We start from the raw sequence: 20,392 nt of genomic DNA on the forward strand, positions 1-20,392 counted from the left end.
AGCTCCCTTCAGATTCCACCTCACGATGGACACCCTGGCCTGCCCTGCCGGTTCCGGTCATCACGGCCCGCAGAGGACTTACACCTCCAACACGCATCACATGCCTGGCAAACAAAACGACCGCGCAGGCACAGGCCCGCGCGGTCGTTCAACTTCTGAACTGTCCGCCGAAGGCGGCGATCATCAGCCCTTCGTGGCTGGATCCTTCTTCTCTTCCTTTGTCTGCTCCTTTGACTCCGCCGGTGCCGGTGCCTCAGCACGCTTCGGGGCCGCAGCCGCGTCTGCCGTCGCAGAGACCGAAGCGCTGCCTGGCGGGGTAATCCGCTTCTGACCGATGTTGGTCAGCGGATTCGCCGGCGAAACCGCCTGCGAATTCACTGGAATCGTGATCGTCGGCACGTCCGGACTATCGGTCTTCATGGTGATTCGGTCACCACCCGCCGGCGGCGCATAACCCGTCGGCACGTCAACCTTCAGTCGATAGGTGATTGAATCCTTCACGTCCGTCAATTCCAGCTTGATATCCGGATTGGATGTTGCCAGATCCGAAATATTGAACGGCTTGTTGATGTTGCTGCGGATGTAGAACTGCCGTGTCACATCGGCGGTCCGCGAAGGCGGCAGAATTAACGTCGTTGGCGACACATCGATGGCAGCGGTCACGAATGCATACGCCGAAATTTCGACGTTCGGCATGTCCGCAACACCGGTTGGAATGGTGACTCGGCCGTTGATATTGCCGGACTCGAACGGCGGCTCCAGCGTCACAACCACCTCGAAGCGCTTGCCGGGCTCAAGGGTCGAAACCGACGCCTTTACCTTCGGATGACTGCTGATCGGCTCACCCAGCGTCACCGGAGCTTCCACGTTGCTCGCGATCGTCAGCTTGCGAACCAGCTTGTCGCCGGAGTCCTGGGCCGTGATCCGTCCGAAAGACGCAGCCTGCGGCGTAACCTGAATGGGCTGCCAGACTTCACCCTTGATCTGGAGGGAGATGGTCGAATCCGCTCCGGCGATGTTCGTGTTGACCGTGACGTTCTTGCTCAGCGGGCCACTCGCGCCCTTCGAACTCATCGTCAGTGGAATCTTGCCGGTTTCGTTCGGCTGAACAATGCGGTCATACTGACCAGCAACCGTGCAACCGCAGGACGGCTTCACGCGAAGAATTTCCAGCGGCCCCGTGCCGGTATTCGTAAAGTAGAAATCGTGCTTGATATCCGAGCCTGACTTGACGCGACCGAAATCATAGATCGGCGTATCAAACTTGATTGCCGGAACCTCGCCCGGCTTCAGCACGACCGTCGGTGACGGGATGTCCGCCCCCGGCTTCACTGGCAGGTTCTGAGCGCCAGCCGCCGGAGGCCCCACAACGTTCGGGCCGTGGTCGTGGCCCGCATGTGGGTCAACCTTTGCGGGCTGAGCCTCGGCACGCTTGGCCTCCTCAGCCTTCTTCGCCTCGTCAGTGGGCTGATTCTGGGTAGCCTTTTCCGCGGGCTTCGCATCGTCCGCAAGAACCCGTGCGGTGATCACCGACGACCCCGCGCCTGCAATCACAGCGGACAACAGCAAGTTCATTCCATGATGCTTCAACTCTCGGAACATTCAATTTCCTCCGTCGCAGGACTCTCTTGTGGTACTTTCTCGTGTGATCTCAATCAATTCCGATTGACTGGCAAGTATCGCCTCACCGGTCCGAACTCGTGTAACTATACAGGATGACGATGGCGAAGCGCTGTAACGGCTCTGTAAACCATTCCGCGTCGAAACGGCTGAAAAAGTAGGAATTTCAGCGGTTTCAGACCATATAAATGCACAATTTCGCGGTAGTTCCATTCGTCCCGAACGAGCCTCTCTGGCAACGCTCCTCGCCGATTTACGGCAATCTCCGCGGCCCCGGTTGCTGGCCACATTCCGAGAAAATTGGCGTCATTCGCCCGACCACCTGAATCCTGCATTAATGCTAAACTGCCGGTACGATTCGCTTACTCGGACCGACCGGCGGATGCGCGGCGTCGCAACATCAGCATGACGAACAAACCCGAAATCGTGACTGTCGATCGAAATGCCATCCGGCGCGTCCTGCGATTCTGCCTCGCCCGGCCGGGTCAATCGGCCGCTGAGGTTGAGAACCACGTCACCGCCTTCCTCGAATATGCCCGAGCGCTCAATATCGACGTCCACCATCTCTTCGTCGCCAGGGAAAAAAGACAGGAGAAGGCGGCTGCGGCCTGCATCTACTCTCCCGGGCGCACCGCCATGATTCTCCTTCCACGATCCGATGTCATGGCGATTGGCGAATCCACCATCGCAGCCCTCGTGCGCCGCGCGAAGCAGGCCGTCTTCGCTGATGACAATCGACTCCTCCAGTCGCTCGTCGAAGAGCACGATGTCGCGACGCAGGCAGCCCTGAGAAATCTGGGCTTTCAGAAGATCGCGCTGCTGAACTACCTGGAGCGGCCGCTGGTCAAGCCCGTGCCACCGCCTCATCCGCCGATCGGGATTCGTCGAGAAGACCTGCAATGGCTGAGCTACTCACCCGAATCTGACAACGTGTTCCGACAAACCGTTCTCGATTCCTATGCGGACAGTGCCGACTGCCCGACACTGTGTGGCCGGCGCGATATCGGTGACATCCTGGCCGGTCACAAAGCCGCCGGCGTTTTCGATCCCACCAACTGGCGCATCCTCAAGTGTGATGGCAAACGCGCCGCATGTGTCTTGCTGGCAAAGAATCCGCTTAGGCCAATATTGGAAGTCGTTTATATGGGCGTCTCGCCGACCTGGCGTCGCCGCGCTGTCGGCAGTTTCGTGATCGGAACAGTACTCGAAACTGCGTATCGTCAGAAATATCAGACGGTTACGCTTGCAGTCGATTCCGCCAACCTACCCGGGCGCCGCCTCTACGAGAAATTCGGCTTTGGTGAGACAGCTCGGCGCGTCGCATTGATTCGTTGGAATGACGACAAAACCATAAGTTGATTTTACTTTCGACATGTTCGAGGGATAGGTGCGAAGATGACGCGACGGGGGGTTCCGATGTCCTCGGCGCGAAACTTGTGGAAATCCGGTGGATCAAAAAAAACTGATCAGCCGCAACCTTCGCTCCCGTCAATTCCGAAATCGTGTGTAAGCGATTCGTTAAGAAATTACTGATTGACTGCGAAATGCCACATTTATACACTCCGCTTCCCGGTCACAAGAGCGGACTTCGGTAGCCTGAGACTTTGCATCCGATTGGGGTCGCGACGGATACAAAGGGCCGAAGGACGCCTACCCTAGGCCGGGGTGTCTTTGTCTTGCTTACTCTAAATTTTCACAACCGCGATTCATTCGCGTTGCGCTGGAGGAGCGCGCTGTGCACTCACAAATTCACGGAATCGAAGAGCAAATTCACATTCGGGTTGCGGAAATCGTTGGACCTCAAAACTATAAGGTCTGGTTCAAGCCCTGCACACAGTTTGCATTCGCCGACGGCATTCTGAAAGTTGGAGTCCCCAACATCTTCATCGGCAGTTTTATCGAAGATCACTTCGCTGACGCTATACAATCCGCCGCCGCTAAGGTCCTGCAGGCGCCGGTGCGCGTTGCATACGTGATCGATCCCGTATTGTTCCGGAAGCTGCGAAAAAACCAGCTCAATTCCCAGGCCGCATTCATTGGTCAGGCGGCGGAAAGAATGGCTCGTGAAAGCTTCGGCGGTAGCGGCAACGGCAGCAGCAATGGAAACGGCAATGGCAACGGAAACGGACAAGGCCATGGCCCGATCGTCGCCCAGCCCAGGCAGTTGCGAGGCCGTCTCGACGATTTTGTCGTCGGCAGCAACAATCGGCTCGCCCATTCGATGGCCCTTGGGCTCGTGGAAAATCCCTTCGCGGATTCGACTCCGCTCTTCATCTACAGTGGTTGCGGCCTGGGCAAGACGCATCTACTCCAGGGCATCGCCAACGCGCTCTCCGATACGAGGCCGGACGTGCGATGGCTGTATGTCTCCGGCGAGGACTTCACCAATCAATTCATTCTCGCCTTGCGAGATCGCAAGCTCGACGCATTCCGTCATCGCTTCCGCGATGTGGATGTCCTCTTGCTTGACGACATGCAGTTCATCGCGAACAAGAAGGCCACGCAGGAGGAATTTCTCCACACCTTCAACGCGATCAACGGCAATTCCAAGCGGGTCGTCATGGCGTCAGACGCCCATCCGAAAATGATGAGCGATCTTTCCGCCTCGTTGACCAATCGCCTCGTTGCGGGAATGGTCGTAAAAATCGATCGCCCCGACCGCGACACCCGCGCACAGATTCTTCGCCGCCGAACGGCAATCTCGCAGCATCAGGTGCCGAACGACGTCATCCTGTATATCGCTGACAAGATCATTGCCAACGTTCGCGAACTCGAAGGCTGCCTCGTGAAGTTGCTCGCCTACGCCTCACTCACGCGCTCGGAGGTCACTCTCGACCTCGCACGGCAGGCGCTCGAGGATCACCTCACCCAGACCTCAAAGCTCCTCACCATTGGCGATATCGAACAGCACGTCGCCACCTACTTCGGCCTGACGCCGGCGGACCTGCACACATCCCGAAAATCCCGAACCGTCGCCCTCGCGCGAAACCTCGCGATGCATCTGGCCCGCAAGCACACCAGCTACAGTTTCCCCGAAATCGCCCGCTACATGGGCAACAAGAACCACACCACCGTGCTGCTCGCCTGCCGCAGAATCGGTGTCGGCCTTGAAGCCGATGCAGAAGTGACATGGCAGAGCGCCGCCGGTGTCCAGAGTCGCAAGCTGAGGGAACTCGTCGAAATCCACGAGCAGCACCTGTTTCAAAAATCCGCGACCTGATCCAGCGAGCCGCCGCACGAACGAGATCGGACATGCCAGGGTCATTGAACTAGGATCAGAGTCCCCGGCATGAATCGCTCCATCACGGCCACAATCACAACCGGCAGAAAGATCCCCGGCAGCAGATTCGCGACGGGGATCTTTTTGATTTCCAGTATCATCATGGCCGTCGCCAGAAGCAGCATGCCCCCGACAACATTCATCAGCGACAATGAAAGCTCGTTGATGCTCCCGCCGAGCCACGCCGACGTCATCGCCAAACCGCCCTGAAAAACAAGGACAGTGGCGATACTGCACGCGACGCCGGCCCCCAGTGAAGCTGCAAGCGCCATCGAGCAGAATCCGTCAAGAAACGACTTGATGTACAGCAGACTCGGATCACCGCTCGCCCCATTGTTCAGGCAACCCAGCAGCGTCAGCGGCCCGACACAAAAAATGACGCTCGCCGTCAGAAATCCTTCGGCAAAACGCGCCGATGCAGGCAGTTTCTCACTCGATCCTGCGGGTTCAGGACCATCCGCCTTCGCCTCGAGGCGGTTCGATCGACCAAATCGTTCGTGTATCACCCGGCCGAGATACTCGAGTCTCTCATGCAGCCGAAGTGCCGTCCCGATGACGGCTCCGACAATCAATGATCCGACGACCACCATCGCCACTCGGGCGCCATAGGTCGGCAGCCGAATGCCCTCTGCATCAACCCCCCATCGCTGAACCGTTTTTCCCATCTCGATTACGCCGGCGTCGACCGCCAGAATAACGGTCATCAATCCGAGACACGTTAGGATGATCCGCTGATATCGATCGGGAATGCGCGACGAAAACGCCAGCCCGATGGCGCTGCCGACCGCCACCGTTGCGGCATTCACGATTGTGCCGTTCAAAATACTCCACCAGTTCACATCGTCCTCGCTTCCGAGTGGGTCCGCACCGTTCGCTGGTGCGGCCGAGCCCAAAACCGACCGGCAGTTGCGTAATTTAACGCGGTTCACCATAAGTTCGATGCGGCCTTCGTCTGTTCACGAATCGGAAATCCGGGATAGAATCCCATGACCATGCTCAACCGACAGACTGGCAACGTCGAATCCACAGTCCATTCAGGCCGGCTGCTCGGCTTGCGAACGCGTGCGTTCGTCGCTCTCGGTTCCATCGCGATGATGCTCGCGGTCTCCGGCGGCCAATGCCCGGATCCGATCTACACCCCCAATCCAAACGCGCTGCCGGTCTACCGAAACCAGACCGACAAGACCAACGCGGGAGCCTCTTACGTGACCAGCGCGGCTTGTAGCGCATGCCACGCCGACATCGCCGCCCTTCACAACCAGCACGCGCACGCACACGCCCTCAAGCGGCCGGACGGTACAGCCCCGTCCTATCCGGCGGCCGCACAGAACGCCGGCGTTCCGAACCCGCCGACCGGCTTCGATTGGCTGGATATCTCATACGTAATCGGCGGCTATTCCAAGGGCGCGCTATTCTTGAATAGCGACGGTCGAATCCTCACAAACGGATCCGCCGGCGTGGATGTCCAATGGAACAACAATCTCCCCGCAAATGGAACAACGGCCGCGTTTGCCCCGTTTCAGTCAGCGTCGGCAGATCCACTCGACTACGAGTTCGACCGATTTCGAAAGCAGACCACCGGGCCGATCCGGCGCGACGCCTCCAACCCCGAATCGCAGGACGGTCGCGCCGGAATCGACGGCACATGGGTCGAAATGGGCGTCGGCTGCGAAGCATGCCACGGCCCCGGTTCCAATCACCTGCCGAACCCGCGACGGCGACAGTTGTTCGTCGATCCCAATGGCTTGAAGAGTTGTAACGAATGCCATGCGAACAACTTCGACCCCGCCGCGACGACCATTGGCGCGGACCAGGGATTCATCCTGCCAAACCAGCAATCGACCGAACTCCTCGCCAGCGGAGGGCACGCCGGTTTCAAGTGCGGAATCTGCCACGATCCCCATGTCTCGCTGACGGTGGACCCTGCCAAGGCGATCCGCAACCACTGCACGGCATGCCATACCGACATGAACATGGCACTCCATGCAGGCCGGGTATTCACCCGGGGCGACTATGTCGAGCCGCTCACCTGCGTTAGTTGCCACATGCCCTTCGCGACCCGCGCCTATTCCGCCGCCACCGCATCAGTCGTCGGAAACGCCGCGCGAATGGGCGATACCCGCACCCACATTTTCAGAATCGCCAAAAACAAGAACGACTTCGCGGCATTCTTCACGGCCGACGGCAGCGCCGTTGAACTCGACAATCAGGGTCGCGCGGCCGTCACGGTCGATTTCGTCTGCCTCCGATGCCATAACGGCAACGGCGCTTTCCCGCTCAGTGTGCAGAGCGCGGGCGACATCACCCCCAATATTCACCTCAACTTCGGCAACTGATGCATTCCGATCCGATTGGTGCTTTCGTTCAACCCGGCTTGGCGCACCTCCCCTGCATCGGCGGCGGCCGCGCCTGGTTGACGCTCAAATACATCATGCTGCGCACAAAAAAACCCCGGCGACTTGCATCACCGGGGTCGTCAACATGGCACCCCCACGGGGACTCGAACCCCGGTCTCCAGGATGAGAACCTGATATCCTAGGCCACTAGACGATGGGGGCCTCGTCAGACCGAAGACGTCCGAAGACGCCGACGGCGAGACTTAAGGGGGACGCCTAATTAAAGCGGCCGACGCGATTTTGACAAGATCCCGTTCCGCACATTTTTGACTCGGAAAGCCGCCCGATAGGCAGTACGCCGCGTTGTGACCGCTCCGAGTGCTGACTATACTTGAAAGACAATTTACGGGAGCCGTGCAATGCCGATCCATGAGTTTCATTGTTCAGGATGCGATCGAGTCTTCGAAGAACTCGTACGAAACCGGTCCGATCAGGATTCGGTCACGTGTCCACATTGCCGCAGCAGAAAGGTCGCCAGACAGGTCAGCGTCTTCGCTGCTCGCGGCGGGCCCTCCCGGCAGAGTCCCGCCCCGGTCAGCCGTCCTGGAGGCTGTGGACGCTGTGGCGATCCGAATGGGCCTTGTGCAATGTGATGCCGTTCGGCAGCGCATGGCCGCGGAGCCGTTGCGAGCTTGTTCGACTGCGGCTAATCTCGTTTCCCACGGCAGGTCGCCGTCGCGAGGACCGGCAGTCGCCAGATCAGCATGTCAAGCAATCGATCCGCTCAGAGCGTACCCTCCATGGCCCTCGGCGCAGCCTTCGCTTGGCTTGTGCCCGGTCTCGGACACTGGTGGATCGGCGAACGGAAGCGGGCCGTCATCTTCTTTGTAACAATCACGAGCACCTTCTGGTGCGGCATTGCGGTCGGTGGCGTCCGGTCTGCAATTACCCCGCGCGACAATGGTCTATGGATCGCCGCGCAAATCTGTGCGGGACCACAGGCTATCGGGGCGCTCTACGCCAGCAAGCGAATCGAGGCAAACGCCGGTTCCGCTACCGCCAACTCGTTCAAAGCCCCATGGCCGGCCGGCGACATCGGAGTCGTGTATTCAGGGGTGGCCGGTTTGCTCAATCTGCTCGTGATTCTGGATACCCTCTCCAGAGCCGATCGCGCAAAGGCCTCCCTCGCGGCGCAGACGCCGCTAAAACGAAGTTAGCAACAAGGCAGACTTGCGATGGATTTCCTGCACGACCTGTTCGTCAAGCCCAAGCTCATCACCGGCGTCGGCCGTCTGCTCATGCTCATTCCCCTGACACTGAGCATCAGCATCGTCTATAAGACAATCCGCTGCCGGAACGTGTCGTCCATCCCGCTGGCAAGTCTGACGCTTTGCATCATGATCCTCGCGGGCATGCTTCTGGTCGGCGCCATCCTGCTGATGACATACCGTATCCTTGCGTAGATCCGGACTGATCTGCATCTTCTGCGAAGTCGAATTCCAGGCAATCCCTCATTCGATTGATACGAGAATTCGCACACCACCGTTCCGGGTGCTGCCCGCTGATGTCCAACGATCTGGATACTGCTGGCTGACCCCAAAATAGTCGAGGCCGCGCACCCGGTTCAGATGCACGGCCTCGATTTATGTAAAACGCTGCCTGCGCGAGTCAGACGCGCGGCGCGTGACTGGCGGGAATTACATTCCCATGCCGGGGTGACCGCCGCCCTTAGGCTCCTTCTTCTCCTTGATCTCAGCGACGGCCGCATCAGTCGTCAGGAGCAGCGCCGCGACAGATGAGGCATTCTGCAGCGCGACGCGCTCGACTTTCGCAGGCACGATGACGCCCATCTTCAGCATGTCACCATACTCCCCGGTCAGTGCGTTGTATCCGAAATTCGTGTCTTTCGACTCAAACACCTTCTGTGCGACGATGCTGCCATCGACGCCGGCATTCTCCGCGATGCACTTGATCGGAGCCCAGAGCGCCCTGCGAACAATATCGACGCCGGTCTTCTGATCGCCAGACAGCTTCTTCTCTTCCTTGTCGAGCACCATGGCCAGGGCTCGGAGCGGAGCCACGCCGCCACCCGGCAGAATGCCCTCCTCGACGGCCGCTCGACACGCATGAAGCGCATCCTCGACGCGGGCCTTCTTCTCCTTCATCTCGACTTCGGTGGCAGCGCCGACCTTGATCATCGCCACGCCGCCCGACAGCTTCGCGAGTCGCTCTTCGAGCTTTTCGCGATCGTAGTCGCTCGTGGTCTTGGACGCTTCGTTCTTGATCTGCTCAATGCGAGCCTTGATGTCGCTGGTGCTCCCTGCGCCCTCAATAATCGTGGAGTTATCCTTGTCCACCACGACGCGCTTCGCCTGACCGAGGTCCTTCAAATCGATGCCTTCCAGCGTGATGCCGGTTTCCTCGAAGATCGCGCGGCCGCCGGTCATGATCGCGATGTCTTCGAGCATCGCCTTGCGCCGATCGCCGAAGCCGGGGGCCTTCACTGCACAGCACTGAAGCGTGCCGCGAAGTTTGTTCACGACCAGAGTCGCCAACGCCTCACCTTCTACGTCTTCGGCGATGATGAGCAGCGGGCGGCCGGACTTCGCAACCTTCTCCAGAATCGGAATCATGTCCTTGATCGACGAAATCTTCTTCTCGTGAATCAGGACATACGGCTTCTCGAGGCGGACCTCCATCTCCGCCGGATCATTGATGAAGTGCGGCGAGAGGTAGCCCTTGTCGAACTGCATTCCTTCGACGAGATCAACGATGGTGTCAAGGGCCTGACCCTCTTCGACCGTAATCACGCCGTCCTTCCCGACCTTCTCCATGGCCTCGGCGATCTTCTCGCCGATGTCGCTTTCATGGTTGGCCGCGCATGTGCCGACCTGGGCGATCTGCTTCGAGTCCTTGACCGGCTTGGCCATGCGCTTGTATTCAGAGACAATCGCCTCAACACCGGCTTCGATGCCACGCTTCAGGTCCATCGGATTCGCCCCGGCGGCCACGTTCTTGAGACCCTCGTTGAAAATGGATTCAACGTACACGGTCGCCGTGGTCGTCCCGTCGCCTGCGTCGTTCGACGTCTTCGTCGCGACTTCCTTCACCATCTGGGCGCCCATGTTCTCATAGGTCTCCTCAAACTCGATCTCCTTCGCGACCGTGACACCGTCCTTGGTCACCGTCGGCGAACCGAACGATTTCTCAAGAACGACGTTTCGGCCGCAGGGGCCCATCGTCACCTTCACGGCTCGCGCCAGTTGGTTGACGCCGTTTCGGATGGCCTCGCGGGCCTCCATGTCGAATGCGATCTTCTTTGCTGCCATATGCTTGTCACTCCGATGATTCGTAATCCGTGCGATCTATTTTCGCGTGATCTCAATTCCAATTGCCGCATCCGGCTCACGCCCTCAGCGGTCCAGGTCGTCCTCTTCCTCGGCGCTCTCGAAGGGCTCGTCCGTCCATACCTTGCCCTTCGGCTTCACCTGCAGTTCCACGGTCTCCACAGCTTCGGCGTCGAGAAAAATAACGTCGTCAACCATTTCGCTGTCCACGTAGTCGGAAACGCGAATCTCAACGCGAAATCCGCCGTCGAGCCGCGAATATGCCAGTGGGTGAAGGTGCATGGCGTCCTCATTGCCCGGAAACGTCAGAACCAGACGCGCCTGGGGGCCGAACTTGATGGCCTCCTCCAGCGCGGCGGCGAACAACGTAGGTCGCATCAGTTCCCTTCTTTCCTCTGCGAACGATTCGACGCGGCGCGGACGACGCGGCGCCGGATTCGTTCCGGCCCACTTCAGTTCAGCACGGCGAGGATGTCTTCCTCACCCATGATGAGAAACTCTTCGCCGTTGATCTTTACTTCTGTGCCCGCATAGCTCGTGAAGAGCACTTCATCGCCCTTCTTGACCTGCAGCGCACTGCGCTCACCCGTATTCAGCAGACGCCCGTCGCCAACCGCCTGCACGCGACCACGCTTCGGCTTCTCTTTGGCCGAATCCGGGAGGACGATGCCCCCGGAGGTCACCGCATCCGCTTCAATTCGCTTGATCAGAACCTTGTCACCCAACGGGCGAACACTGACCTTTGTAACTGCCATTCTCATTGCTCCTTGGTTGTTAACCGATTCTCTTTCTGATTCGGGCCTGAACAACGCATTTGACGTTGCGGCCGCAAGTTTCCGACAATGCCGTCCGCCAACGGACGGAGTCTCAACACCTTAGTTCGCCATTGCTGAATCGCCGGGATAAAGCCAGTCGACTCGGTACACCTGTCGCACAAGACGGAAGACCACCGGCGTCACAAGATCCCGTCGGTCATCGACCGCGACAACGCTGAATGCGTTCAACTGAATCGCATCCTCCATGAGCCGCCGATCCAGCTCCGATGCAACCAGAAGTACAGGCAACGTCAAGCCCGAACTGCGCAACCGACGCAATACGCTAAGACCGCCCTCACGCGGAAGCGCATCGTCGATGATCGCAACATGCACGGCCGGGTCGGCAGCCATACCCATCGCATGATCGCAGTCAGTCGAATGAAGGAGGCGCACAGGCAACGGCGCCAACGCCCGCTCCAGGCCGTTCGGCCAGTTCGAGCCGTCCGCGTGAGCGATGAGTAAATTCAATCGACTCGCCATCATGCGTCATTCGTCGATCTTTCTGGCGAGAAACCGGAATCTCGCGATGACCGACCTCGGCCACACCCATGAGGCAAGCGGGGTGCCAGAACGCGGCGTGATGAGAAAGCATTGCACGAATCGTCGTAAGTGATTGTTTAGATTTGACTTAGATAGATTCAACGATAATAGACGGCGCGTTGAATTTAGATCGATCGACGACAAAATTGGCAGGATGGGCTCAAAAAACGATCAATAATCTGTCATTCTGGCACGATGAAACGCACCAAAATCTCGATCAACTGGGTTGGGTAAAGCTGCCCGGATGGGAAGACCGCCGTTACCCCCATTTTGCCCAATTCGGAGCCACAAATCGTTCTCAAGAGCGACGTAATTCGATCGCCGACAATCTGGCAATACGCTACCTCTTGAAATTAAGAAGCTTAAGAATCGGAAAACTTTGACCGGCGCGGACGATCTCGGCTGGCACGGGGGTTGCTTCTTACGGGATTGGCGAAAGAAATGAAGTTGCGAGAAAAGCGCCTGAAAACAAACCTGGAGTTCCAACGACTACTACCCCCGAGAGCATGAAGCGGAAAACAGGCTCTCGGTTTAATCGTGCCGATCCCAGAAATGGGTCGGTTGTGTGTGAGGGGTGGGCCAGAGTGCGAGGCTGGCCCACCCTGCTTTTTTTACGTCGGTGTCGATCCTATCGGGCACGGACAGCTGAATTCAAGCATCAAATCCGTCGCGCAGCGGGGCGGTTCTGATTTTCGCGGTTTTCGGACCCATTTTGGCAGCTGTATCGCGATTCGACGACCTTATTTCTTCATTTCCGACATCAACCCAATCAACGCGGCACTGCTCCGCGCTCCGGCCTCGAAATCCGCGACGTGCAAAAACTCGTTCGGGGAGTGGGCGTTGCAATTGGGTTGGCAGTAACCGAGCATCAGACTGTCGGCGCCGAGCAGCGACTTGAACATCGGAAGAATTGGCAGGCTGCCGCCCTCTCGCATGAGAATCGGCGTCTTACCGAATCCCAACTCAACCGCCTTGCGGGCGATTCGCATCCCCTCGGATTGCGGATCGGCGAGATATGCCCCGCAAGCCGCGTGGTCCAAAATCTCCACCCGCACCGTACCGGGCACGCGCTTTCGAACCGCCTCGTCGAAAATGCGACTGATTTCATCGGCATCCTGATCCGCCACCAGGCGCATTGACACTTTAGCACCAGCAAATGAAGGAATGATCGTGCTTGAACCCTCTTTCATGTAGCCGCCGTAGATGCCGTTCACATCGAGTGTCGGGCGCGCCGATCGGCGCTGGAGATTGGAGTAGCCCTTCTCGCCACACGTGGCGGGACTGCCGACATCGGCGAGGAATGCCGCCTCATCGAAGGGAAGGCCGTTCATCTCCCGCACTTCGTCCGGGGACATCTCTCTGACGCGCTCATAGAAGCCCGGCAGCGTGACTCGGGCGTCGGCGTCGTGGAACGACGCGATGAGCCTGGCCAGTTCGTTCGCAGGATTCGCGATCGCGCCGCCGTAGGTGCCGCTGTGCAAGTCCTTGCCCGGTCCGCGAATGATCACTTCCTTGTAGACAAGGCCGCGCGTCGCGATCGTGACCGCCGGCATTCCCAAGCCGAATTGGGCGGTGTCGTGGATGACGATGTAATCACAGGCGAGGCGCTCCCGATGTGCTTCGATCAACGCCCGGAGGTTTTTGGAGCCGACCTCTTCCTCGCCTTCGATGCAGAACTTGACGTTGATCGGCAATGAGCCCAATGTCTTCATCCACGATTCGACCGCGAGAATCGCGCACAGCAACTGCCCTTTGTCGTCCGCGGAACCGCGACCAATGATCATGCCGTCGCGAATGACCGGCTCAAAGGGGCCGGTGTGCCACAGCTTGAGGTCTCCTTCAGGCTGAACATCGTAATGCCCGTAAATCATGATCGTCGGGCGTCCGGGGACTTGCGGCCCTTCCGCGATCACGGCCGGGTTGCCGGGGGTCCGGACCACCTGCGCCTGGAGGCCTGCCGCCTGGCAGCGATCGCGCGTCCATTCCGCGGCGCGTTGCGAGTCGGCCGCATGTTCCTTTTGAGCGGAGATGCTGGGAATTCGGAGATAGTCGAATAGTTCGGCCTGAAAACGAGCCTTGTTCGCGTTGAGATACTCGATGCACTTACTTATGGATTGAACAGCGGACATGGGCATTCTCCCGGGCGATGACATGGGCTGAAACGACACGTATTTGAACCCGCACATCATACCTGCCGATCGGTCCGCGCGGGAGAGCGCAGCCCGGATTCCGGTGATTAGATCCGCGCGGACGGCATGAGTATTCGTTAGAATCCATCTGGCGATTGCGTCGCACAACCATGAAACCGGACGACGACATCTGCTATTGCTTCCACGTATCGCTGCGAAAGCTTGTGAATTTCGCACGTCGCGAACAGCCCGCGCGACCATCGCAGATGTCAGACTGCCTGAACGCCGGGACGGGCTGCGGCTGGTGCATTCCGATCCTTAAAATGATTCACAGCCGAACGGCCGACGGCGCAGAACTCCGCGAGGACGAAGACATGGAGGGTCTGCCGAAGACAGCCTCGGAGTATGAGGCCGCGCGGCGCAGCTACCTCAAGTCTGATCAGAAGAATCAGTTCAACGAATGACGCCGCCCGGCTACTGGAGGATGTGAAGCCGGCGAACGTCGAATGGAAACTCATTCATCATGTAGACGTAGGAGGGATCCCCGCGGTGCTGATACATTGACCTGGGGCGTTCGTACGCGCCCATCTCGCCCTGTGTGCCCTCGCCGCTGAACACATATCCGCCGTTGCCATCGGGATCGAATGACAGCACCGTCCATTCACTTCCGGTGTGCAAACGCCCTGTCACGAAGATGCGTCCGTTCGCGTTCACGATCGCCCGATCCGCGCCGACCAGTGGCGGCAATTCCCCGACGAACCTCGGCTCTTTGCCGGCGACGTTATACACACGACACCGCGCGCCGCCCTGATCGGTCACGCATACATGATTGGTCGAATACGCAACGGCCTCCGGTCGGCGAAACCGGAAATCCGGATCGAGCATTCCGATGGGCTGGCCGCGCGAGCCGAGCATCTGAACGCGATGATTCCCGCGGTCGGCCACGTAGATGGTGCCGCGGTCGTCAATCGCGATGTCGGCGGGATCGCGGAAATCGCCCGGCTCGTCGCCGGGCTGTCCCGGCCATTGGTCGCGGCGCGGCATTACCTCGACCAGTTCTTCCGTGGCCGGATCGTACACGGCGAGGACGTGGTTGACCGGATCGGTCACAATCATGCGACCATCCGGGGCGAAAGCGATTCCCTCATAGGCCGGATGGTACCCCGGAGCCACATCGGTCTTCATCTGATGGGGTTGGGTGCCGGCGCGGCCGTCCCAGTAGAACATCTGCGATTTTCCGTTGCCGCGCGCGGTCATGTAAGCGTAAGCGCGATCGACCGCGAAGCGAACGCCCTCCTTGTCATACGGAACGTAGCCCGGCTCCGACAATCCGCTCTCGCGTCCCATTTTGTCGACAGTGGACACGGCGAAGAACGTGTCGAGTGAATAGGGTCCGCCGTAGCTGAATTCGTCGAAGTAGGACTCGATTCCGTGAGGAAAGTTTCGCGGCTCCGGCGGGTTGTGCACTGACACCAGGGTCCAAGGCTTTGCTTCCTGACCTGCAAACCCGGTGCGTTTGTAAACGCGAAACTCCTCGACATTGGCGGGGTCAATTTCCTTGGGAAGAATCCAGGTCAGCACCAGCGGTGGCGGCGATTGCCGGCGATCCCACATTTCGACGGCCGCGAACGGAGGGGCCGGCAGCGAGGCATCCTTCGCGGCAAACCTCGTCGCGATGTCGATGACATAACGATCCTTCCGTCCGCGCAGATAGGCGACATTGCATTCGGCCAGCGTCACAAAGCGAAATTCCTCATTACGCTGTCCATGCCGCAACCGCAGAAGAATGAGGCCGTTGGTTCCCTCGACGGCAATATGCCCGAACGGATTGCCCTTCAGTTCGAAGCCGCCGGGCGTCCGGTGAGGCGGGGCGTCGACGTTGATCAGCTCCGCAATTCCTTCGGCATCAGAGACTGTGGACACGATGGGATCGGTTCGTCCGATGCCGATGATCCTCCCGGCGTCGGGCCCGTCCGCGGCAAGCTGAAACACGTCGACCTGCACGTCCTGGAGCGGACGGCCATCGGTCGCGCGCAACCGCAGCGCGATGGACGCCGGCAACTGGTACCGGTAGTCGCCGCGAAAGCCGCGAGGCCGACCGATGCAACTGTTGAGAAAACCGGCCTGTTCCTCGGAGAGGGGGAATCCGCCGGGAGTATACATCAGCGAGGCGCGCGATGGCGAGAAATGTTCGAGCATCGCGAATCGTTCGTTGATGTCAAGTACATAGCACTGCTCGATCGTCGTATCGGTCGTGCGCAGGTCCGCGAGCCCGAGTTGCGCGCCGATGTCCTGAAGCGATTTCCAGTTCACTTTCGCGTTTTCACTTTTCGCATCGACACCCTTTGGCAATTTTCCGAATCTGACCAAGGCGGCGTATTCGGCCAGCGCGATTTCGCGATCACCCGACTTGATCTTTTGCTGGAGCCCCGGAAGCCATGACGACTGCGTCGCCGAATCCAGCGGATCGTCCACGACCACGATTCGATCGCAGAACACCCGTTCGACCACGCCGTTCGGAGCCGATGGGAACACGGAAGCCGCGAACAGCGCGTTCAGATTTTGAACAAGATACTGCGCATAGTCCTCGAAGCAGAATGAATCGACCGGATTCGGCGAAAGCCGGAAAGACTCATACCGTTCTCGTGCCACGACAAAGGCCACCGAGAGCGCGCGGGTCGGCTGAGTGAAAGTGTTGTTCCACCGTAGCGCGTCCGGCTCCGTGGCGGCCGGGTCGATCTCCACTCGAAGCTCATGCTGACCATCCTGCCATACCCACGGCACTTCGAACTCATGCGTGCCGCCGGGAACCAGCGGCGGTAGCGCGACATCGGGCGTGAGCTGCTGACCGTCGATTGACACACGACAGGGAACGCGACGAGAGTCCTCGTGGCCTGCATTGAGTATGTGAATCCGAAACGACACGGTTTCGCCCGATTTCCGGTTCCACGCCTGGCCGTCCGGGTTGATGTCGAGTATCGGCAGTCCGCCGCGCATCGCGACATGCCCATGCCAGGATGGGTCTCGGGGCAATCGCTCGACAAATGCGACGGTCAGATCGGGAAGCTCGAACCGTCGTGTGTGCCGCTCGTGGCGACGCAGATCGAACCGATCCACCTGATCGAGCGGAATCTCGCGCTGGAGACCCGAGGAATCAAACACCAGAATCCGGTCGGCCCATTCGACCACTTTGCCGCACGCCGTCGATCCATCGGTGAGCTTGACCAGATCGCAATAACCTCGATTTCCCAGTTCGAATCGGTATCGCAGGTGGGTGTCGACATTCTCGGTGGCCGCCCGCACAGGACGGTCATCGGCCGACAAGCGTGACGCGGGCATGCCGCACAGCAAGAGGGCCAGCGAGACGGCCGTTCTGATGATGTGACGCTGTTGCGAATAACTTGTATGCGGCAACCCCCGGCGAACCGGTTCCAATCTGACAGGGGCAATTACGAGCGTGTTTCCTCGGTGATCATTTCTCATGGCAAATCCATCTCGCGGGCAGGCGACCGCCCGCCGGGTGTCGAGTTTTTTCGAAACCGGTGCGTACTGATTGTTGAAATCACGGAGCGCTGAGGTTCTGAATGACCGCTTCTTTGATCGCTTCGGCACGACCTGCGGCATAGGTTCCCGCATTCCAACGATATCCGAGGGCATCCGATTCGACGCGGGGGATGATATGAAAATGAAGGTGGAACACGGCCTGGCCACTTGATGCGCCGGTATTCTGGAGGACATTGGCACCGGTTGCGCCGGTGGCATTCATGACGGCAGTCACCAATCGCGGCAGGACCCCCGTCAACTCGCCGAGGTCCGCCGGCGAGATGCCGCGAATATCAGGGACATGCTGCTTTGGAATCAGCAGGAGGTGCCCTTCCGCGAGGGGCGAAATGTCGAGAATCGCGACGGCCCGCTCATTCTCGAAGACACGGGCAGCCGGAATCTGAGCTGTGGCAATCCTGCAGAAGATACAGTTCGGATCGTTCATCGGGCGGACCCTTTCCGCGCGAACCCACATCGAAATCAACGCCGAGCGTTGGGATGATAATGCCACGGGCGGCAACAATAAAGAAAGCCCGAAGGCTTTCGCTATCGGGCTTTGTCGATTCCACCTAGAGATAATGCAGCAAGGACAGAGCTGGGGGACTATGACGCGGCTTCGTTCGCGTCAGTGGCGGGAGCGGCCGCGCCGGCCGCCTTGGAGCCGCCGCGTCTGCGTTGTCGCTGGGGCTTCTTTCCTTCGAGGATGCGAATGCGATCCTGGACCTTCTTGCGGCGAATACCGACGGTTTTCTTCGGCGTGCTCGCTTCTTCCACATTGCCTTCCTTGGATCCGACCAGTTGCAGGATGGCCAGATCGCCGGCATCGCCGATTCGCCGCTTGGCGAGGCGAACGATTCGGGTGTAGCCGCCGGCTCGATCTCGATATCGCGGAGCGATCTCGGTCATGAGCTTGTTGACGATTGAATCTGCGACGAACGAGAACTTGCTCTTGTTGTAGGAAGCGGGGACCTTTCCGGCGCGATGCCTTCGCCCTGACCGCGACTTCATGACGCGGGTTCGATCGGCGGATGACATGCCGGCGTACTGCTCCTCCTGTTCTCGATTGAGGACGGCGCGATCAGTCAAAATCGCCAGGACGCGCTGGCGGGCGGCCAGATCACCCTTTCGAGCAAGCGTGATCAACTTTTCGACGAAGCTGCGCATGGCCTTTGCCTTGACCAGCGTCGTCTCAATTTGTCCATACTGAAACAGGCTCTGCGCCATGTTTCGGCGCATGGCGAGCAAGTGGGCCGGCGTCCGCGACAGATGCCTCTTTGATGATTTGTGTCTCATAATGCTATGTCCTGCCTTCGTCTTCTTATTGCCGCATGGCCGCTGTCAACCCGGGACGAATGCCGGGCATCAATTGCAATTGTCGATTATTCCCGATGTTCGTTATCCGGCTGCGAACCGAAGTTTGTCACGGTTCCCATTGATCCGGAATCGAGCGGGGCGATACCGGGGCGTCCAGCCGGGGTGCCGCCGAACTTGGAACTGGCGGGTGTGCGGTCCAACTCCTCCTGGTCGTCGTCGTCGTCGTCGAGATTCAAGCCGACCGAAGGACGAAGGGCCAGACCGAAATCCGCCAGCTTGCGTTTCACCTCGCGAAGGGAGGTCTTTCCGAAGCTTCGCAGCTTGAGCAGGTCGGCCTCCTCACGCTGAAGCAATTCGCGAATGGTGCCGATGTTGGCCGAGGCGAGGCAGTTGCTCGATCGGACCGACAGATCCAAGACCGAAATAGGCAAGGCAAGCTTGGCTTCATCGACGCCCGCGGTGCCCTCGGTTCCGCCGACGGCCGGGAGCTGACCTTCCACGGCCAGACCTGCGCTGAGCTCAAAGTACTGGACGAACGGATTGAGGTGCTTGCGGAGAATCTTGGCGGCCTCGACCAGCGCCATTTCGGGCGCGATCGTGCCGTTTGTCCAGATTTCCATGACGAGGCGATCGTAATTTGTCCGCTGACCGACTCGCGTGTCCTCGACGCGGTACCGGACGCGGGAAACCGGGGAGAAAACAGAGTCCACGGGGATATCGCCGATGACCTGATCCTGATCGACGCCCTTGTTTTCCTCGGCTGTGACATAACTTCGTCCACGGGCGACGGTCATTTCCATTTCGAATTCGACATTGTCCGTGAGCGTGCAAATCAGGTGGTCGCGGTTGATGATCTCAATCGCGGAGTCAGCCTGAATATCCGACGCGCGGACCTGAACCGACTCGCCGGAGCGGCCGCGCACTGAAACCTTCATGGACTTCGGGGCGTCGGTGGAGAGATTGACGACGAGGGTTTTGACGTTGAGGATGATCTCCGTCACGTCTTCGAGCACGCCGGGCATTGTCATGAATTCGTGATCGACGCCCTTGATGCGGACGCGCGTCACGGCTGATCCTTCAAGGCTGGACAGCAGGATTCGGCGGAGACTGTTGCCGACGGTAGTGCCGAAGCCTCTCTCAAACGGCTCGACGACGAATCGACCGTAGTTACCCTGACTCGCGGCATCATCCCGCATCACGCGGGTGGGCAATTCCAAACCACGCCAACGAATTCGCATTGCTGATTGACCTCCTGATCGTCCGACGGCCGTGCGCAGCGGCCCAACGTGACGTCCGAATGGTTTTGACCGGCGGGACAGTCGCCGCTCGCCGATCGGGATGTCGAGGATTTTCAGGCGGCGCCCGAAACGCGGCCCACTCGCTCTGCCGCGGATGCTCGACTGTCATGTTCTTTCGAACGCCGCGGCCCGAGGTGCCAGGCCAACGACGCAGCTTCTGTGTCAACCCG

Annotated in this window: 18 protein-coding genes and 1 tRNA gene; 7 read left to right on the forward strand and 12 right to left on the reverse strand. The window is 59.3% G+C overall.

Features of this window, described 5'->3' with window-relative positions:
• Positions 1-183 precede the first annotated feature (183 nt).
• The gene (locus tag KF841_00005; GenBank protein ID MBX3393725.1) at positions 184-1,602 is read right to left on the reverse strand and encodes a DUF1573 domain-containing protein; all 1,419 of its coding nucleotides are present in this window, start codon (positions 1,600-1,602) and stop codon (positions 184-186) included.
• A gap of 423 nt (positions 1,603-2,025) precedes the next feature.
• Here KF841_00005 and KF841_00010 point away from each other — a divergent pair, with 423 nt between their 5' ends.
• Complete coding sequence (locus tag KF841_00010) at positions 2,026-2,979, forward strand: GNAT family N-acetyltransferase (GenBank protein MBX3393726.1); 954 nt, start codon at positions 2,026-2,028, stop codon at positions 2,977-2,979.
• 376 nt (positions 2,980-3,355) lie between these two features.
• Complete coding sequence (gene dnaA, locus KF841_00015) at positions 3,356-4,840, forward strand: chromosomal replication initiator protein DnaA (protein ID MBX3393727.1); 1,485 nt, start codon at positions 3,356-3,358, stop codon at positions 4,838-4,840.
• Between the two features lie 41 nt (positions 4,841-4,881).
• Here dnaA and KF841_00020 read toward each other — a convergent pair whose 3' ends face one another.
• Entirely contained in the window at positions 4,882-5,739 is an 858-nt protein-coding gene (locus tag KF841_00020) for a DUF554 domain-containing protein (GenBank protein MBX3393728.1), read from the reverse strand.
• A gap of 147 nt (positions 5,740-5,886) precedes the next feature.
• Between KF841_00020 and KF841_00025 the strand changes: the two genes are divergently transcribed.
• Entirely contained in the window at positions 5,887-7,236 is a 1,350-nt protein-coding gene (locus KF841_00025; protein MBX3393729.1) for a hypothetical protein, read from the forward strand.
• 146 nt (positions 7,237-7,382) lie between these two features.
• On the opposite strand, the gene KF841_00030 is transcribed toward KF841_00025, so the two are convergent.
• Positions 7,383-7,458, reverse strand: a tRNA-Glu gene (locus KF841_00030).
• 197 nt (positions 7,459-7,655) lie between these two features.
• Here KF841_00030 and KF841_00035 point away from each other — a divergent pair.
• The 3 genes from KF841_00035 (at position 7,656) to KF841_00045 (ending at position 8,699) form a co-directional block, all read left to right on the forward strand.
• Positions 7,656-7,889: a zinc ribbon domain-containing protein gene (locus KF841_00035; GenBank protein MBX3393730.1), complete on the forward strand. Its 234-nt coding sequence runs from the start codon at positions 7,656-7,658 to the stop codon at positions 7,887-7,889.
• Positions 7,890-8,036: 147 nt separating this feature from the next.
• Positions 8,037-8,453 (forward strand): hypothetical protein, encoded by a 417-nt coding sequence (locus KF841_00040; GenBank protein MBX3393731.1) that lies wholly within the window; start codon positions 8,037-8,039, stop codon positions 8,451-8,453.
• Positions 8,454-8,471: 18 nt separating this feature from the next.
• Entirely contained in the window at positions 8,472-8,699 is a 228-nt protein-coding gene (locus tag KF841_00045; GenBank protein ID MBX3393732.1) for a hypothetical protein, read from the forward strand.
• A gap of 234 nt (positions 8,700-8,933) precedes the next feature.
• Here the strand turns inward: KF841_00045 and groL are convergent, their stop codons facing one another.
• The 5 genes from groL to KF841_00070 all read right to left on the reverse strand — a co-directional run bounded on the left by groL (position 8,934) and on the right by KF841_00070 (position 14,067).
• Complete coding sequence (gene groL / locus KF841_00050; protein MBX3393733.1) at positions 8,934-10,565, reverse strand: chaperonin GroEL; 1,632 nt, start codon at positions 10,563-10,565, stop codon at positions 8,934-8,936.
• 84 nt (positions 10,566-10,649) lie between these two features.
• Complete coding sequence (locus tag KF841_00055) at positions 10,650-10,961, reverse strand: hypothetical protein (protein MBX3393734.1); 312 nt, start codon at positions 10,959-10,961, stop codon at positions 10,650-10,652.
• Between the two features lie 74 nt (positions 10,962-11,035).
• A complete protein-coding gene (gene groES / locus KF841_00060; protein MBX3393735.1) occupies positions 11,036-11,338 on the reverse strand; it encodes a co-chaperone GroES in 303 nt (100 codons plus the stop codon).
• A 120-nt stretch (positions 11,339-11,458) separates the two neighbouring features.
• Positions 11,459-11,881, reverse strand: coding sequence for a hypothetical protein (locus KF841_00065; GenBank protein ID MBX3393736.1), 423 nt, complete (start codon positions 11,879-11,881; stop codon positions 11,459-11,461).
• Between the two features lie 797 nt (positions 11,882-12,678).
• Complete coding sequence (locus KF841_00070) at positions 12,679-14,067, reverse strand: M20/M25/M40 family metallo-hydrolase (GenBank protein ID MBX3393737.1); 1,389 nt, start codon at positions 14,065-14,067, stop codon at positions 12,679-12,681.
• A 170-nt stretch (positions 14,068-14,237) separates the two neighbouring features.
• Between KF841_00070 and KF841_00075 the strand changes: the two genes are divergently transcribed.
• The gene (locus KF841_00075; GenBank protein ID MBX3393738.1) at positions 14,238-14,531 is read left to right on the forward strand and encodes a (2Fe-2S)-binding protein; all 294 of its coding nucleotides are present in this window, start codon (positions 14,238-14,240) and stop codon (positions 14,529-14,531) included.
• Positions 14,532-14,541: 10 nt separating this feature from the next.
• Here KF841_00075 and KF841_00080 read toward each other — a convergent pair whose 3' ends face one another.
• From KF841_00080 to KF841_00095, 4 genes are all read right to left on the reverse strand, one after another.
• Positions 14,542-17,550: a hypothetical protein gene (locus KF841_00080; GenBank protein ID MBX3393739.1), complete on the reverse strand. Its 3,009-nt coding sequence runs from the start codon at positions 17,548-17,550 to the stop codon at positions 14,542-14,544.
• Between the two features lie 79 nt (positions 17,551-17,629).
• Positions 17,630-18,055: an HIT family protein gene (locus tag KF841_00085; protein MBX3393740.1), complete on the reverse strand. Its 426-nt coding sequence runs from the start codon at positions 18,053-18,055 to the stop codon at positions 17,630-17,632.
• 158 nt (positions 18,056-18,213) lie between these two features.
• Positions 18,214-18,903, reverse strand: coding sequence for a 50S ribosomal protein L17 (rplQ, locus tag KF841_00090; protein MBX3393741.1), 690 nt, complete (start codon positions 18,901-18,903; stop codon positions 18,214-18,216).
• 86 nt (positions 18,904-18,989) lie between these two features.
• Positions 18,990-20,162 carry a DNA-directed RNA polymerase subunit alpha gene (locus KF841_00095; GenBank protein ID MBX3393742.1) on the reverse strand — a complete coding sequence of 391 codons (1,173 nt, stop codon included), beginning with the start codon at positions 20,160-20,162 and terminating at the stop codon, positions 18,990-18,992.
• Positions 20,163-20,392: the final 230 nt, after the last annotated feature.

Source organism: Phycisphaerae bacterium (genome assembly GCA_019636475.1).
In the GTDB taxonomy this organism is placed as follows: Bacteria; Planctomycetota; Phycisphaerae; order UBA1845; family UTPLA1; genus JADJRI01.

Bases quoted from the DNA above. Each gene is read 5' to 3' on its own strand.
- KF841_00005 (MBX3393725.1), bottom strand. From the start codon at position 1,602: ATGTTCCGAGAGTTGAAGCATCATGGAATGAACTTGCTGTTGTCCGCT.
- groES (MBX3393735.1), bottom strand. From the start codon at position 11,338: ATGGCAGTTACAAAGGTCAGTGTTCGCCCGTTGGGTGACAAGGTTCTG.
- KF841_00040 (MBX3393731.1), top strand. From the start codon at position 8,037: ATGGCCCTCGGCGCAGCCTTCGCTTGGCTTGTGCCCGGTCTCGGACAC.
- KF841_00080 (MBX3393739.1), bottom strand. From the start codon at position 17,550: ATGAGAAATGATCACCGAGGAAACACGCTCGTAATTGCCCCTGTCAGA.
- KF841_00095 (MBX3393742.1), bottom strand. From the start codon at position 20,162: ATGCGAATTCGTTGGCGTGGTTTGGAATTGCCCACCCGCGTGATGCGG.
- KF841_00070 (MBX3393737.1), bottom strand. From the start codon at position 14,067: ATGTCCGCTGTTCAATCCATAAGTAAGTGCATCGAGTATCTCAACGCG.
- groL (MBX3393733.1), bottom strand. From the start codon at position 10,565: ATGGCAGCAAAGAAGATCGCATTCGACATGGAGGCCCGCGAGGCCATC.
- KF841_00065 (MBX3393736.1), bottom strand. From the start codon at position 11,881: ATGATGGCGAGTCGATTGAATTTACTCATCGCTCACGCGGACGGCTCG.
- rplQ (MBX3393741.1), bottom strand. From the start codon at position 18,903: ATGAGACACAAATCATCAAAGAGGCATCTGTCGCGGACGCCGGCCCAC.
- KF841_00045 (MBX3393732.1), top strand. From the start codon at position 8,472: ATGGATTTCCTGCACGACCTGTTCGTCAAGCCCAAGCTCATCACCGGC.
- KF841_00055 (MBX3393734.1), bottom strand. From the start codon at position 10,961: ATGCGACCTACGTTGTTCGCCGCCGCGCTGGAGGAGGCCATCAAGTTC.
- KF841_00010 (MBX3393726.1), top strand. From the start codon at position 2,026: ATGACGAACAAACCCGAAATCGTGACTGTCGATCGAAATGCCATCCGG.
- KF841_00085 (MBX3393740.1), bottom strand. From the start codon at position 18,055: ATGAACGATCCGAACTGTATCTTCTGCAGGATTGCCACAGCTCAGATT.
- KF841_00025 (MBX3393729.1), top strand. From the start codon at position 5,887: ATGACCATGCTCAACCGACAGACTGGCAACGTCGAATCCACAGTCCAT.
- KF841_00035 (MBX3393730.1), top strand. From the start codon at position 7,656: ATGCCGATCCATGAGTTTCATTGTTCAGGATGCGATCGAGTCTTCGAA.
- KF841_00075 (MBX3393738.1), top strand. From the start codon at position 14,238: ATGAAACCGGACGACGACATCTGCTATTGCTTCCACGTATCGCTGCGA.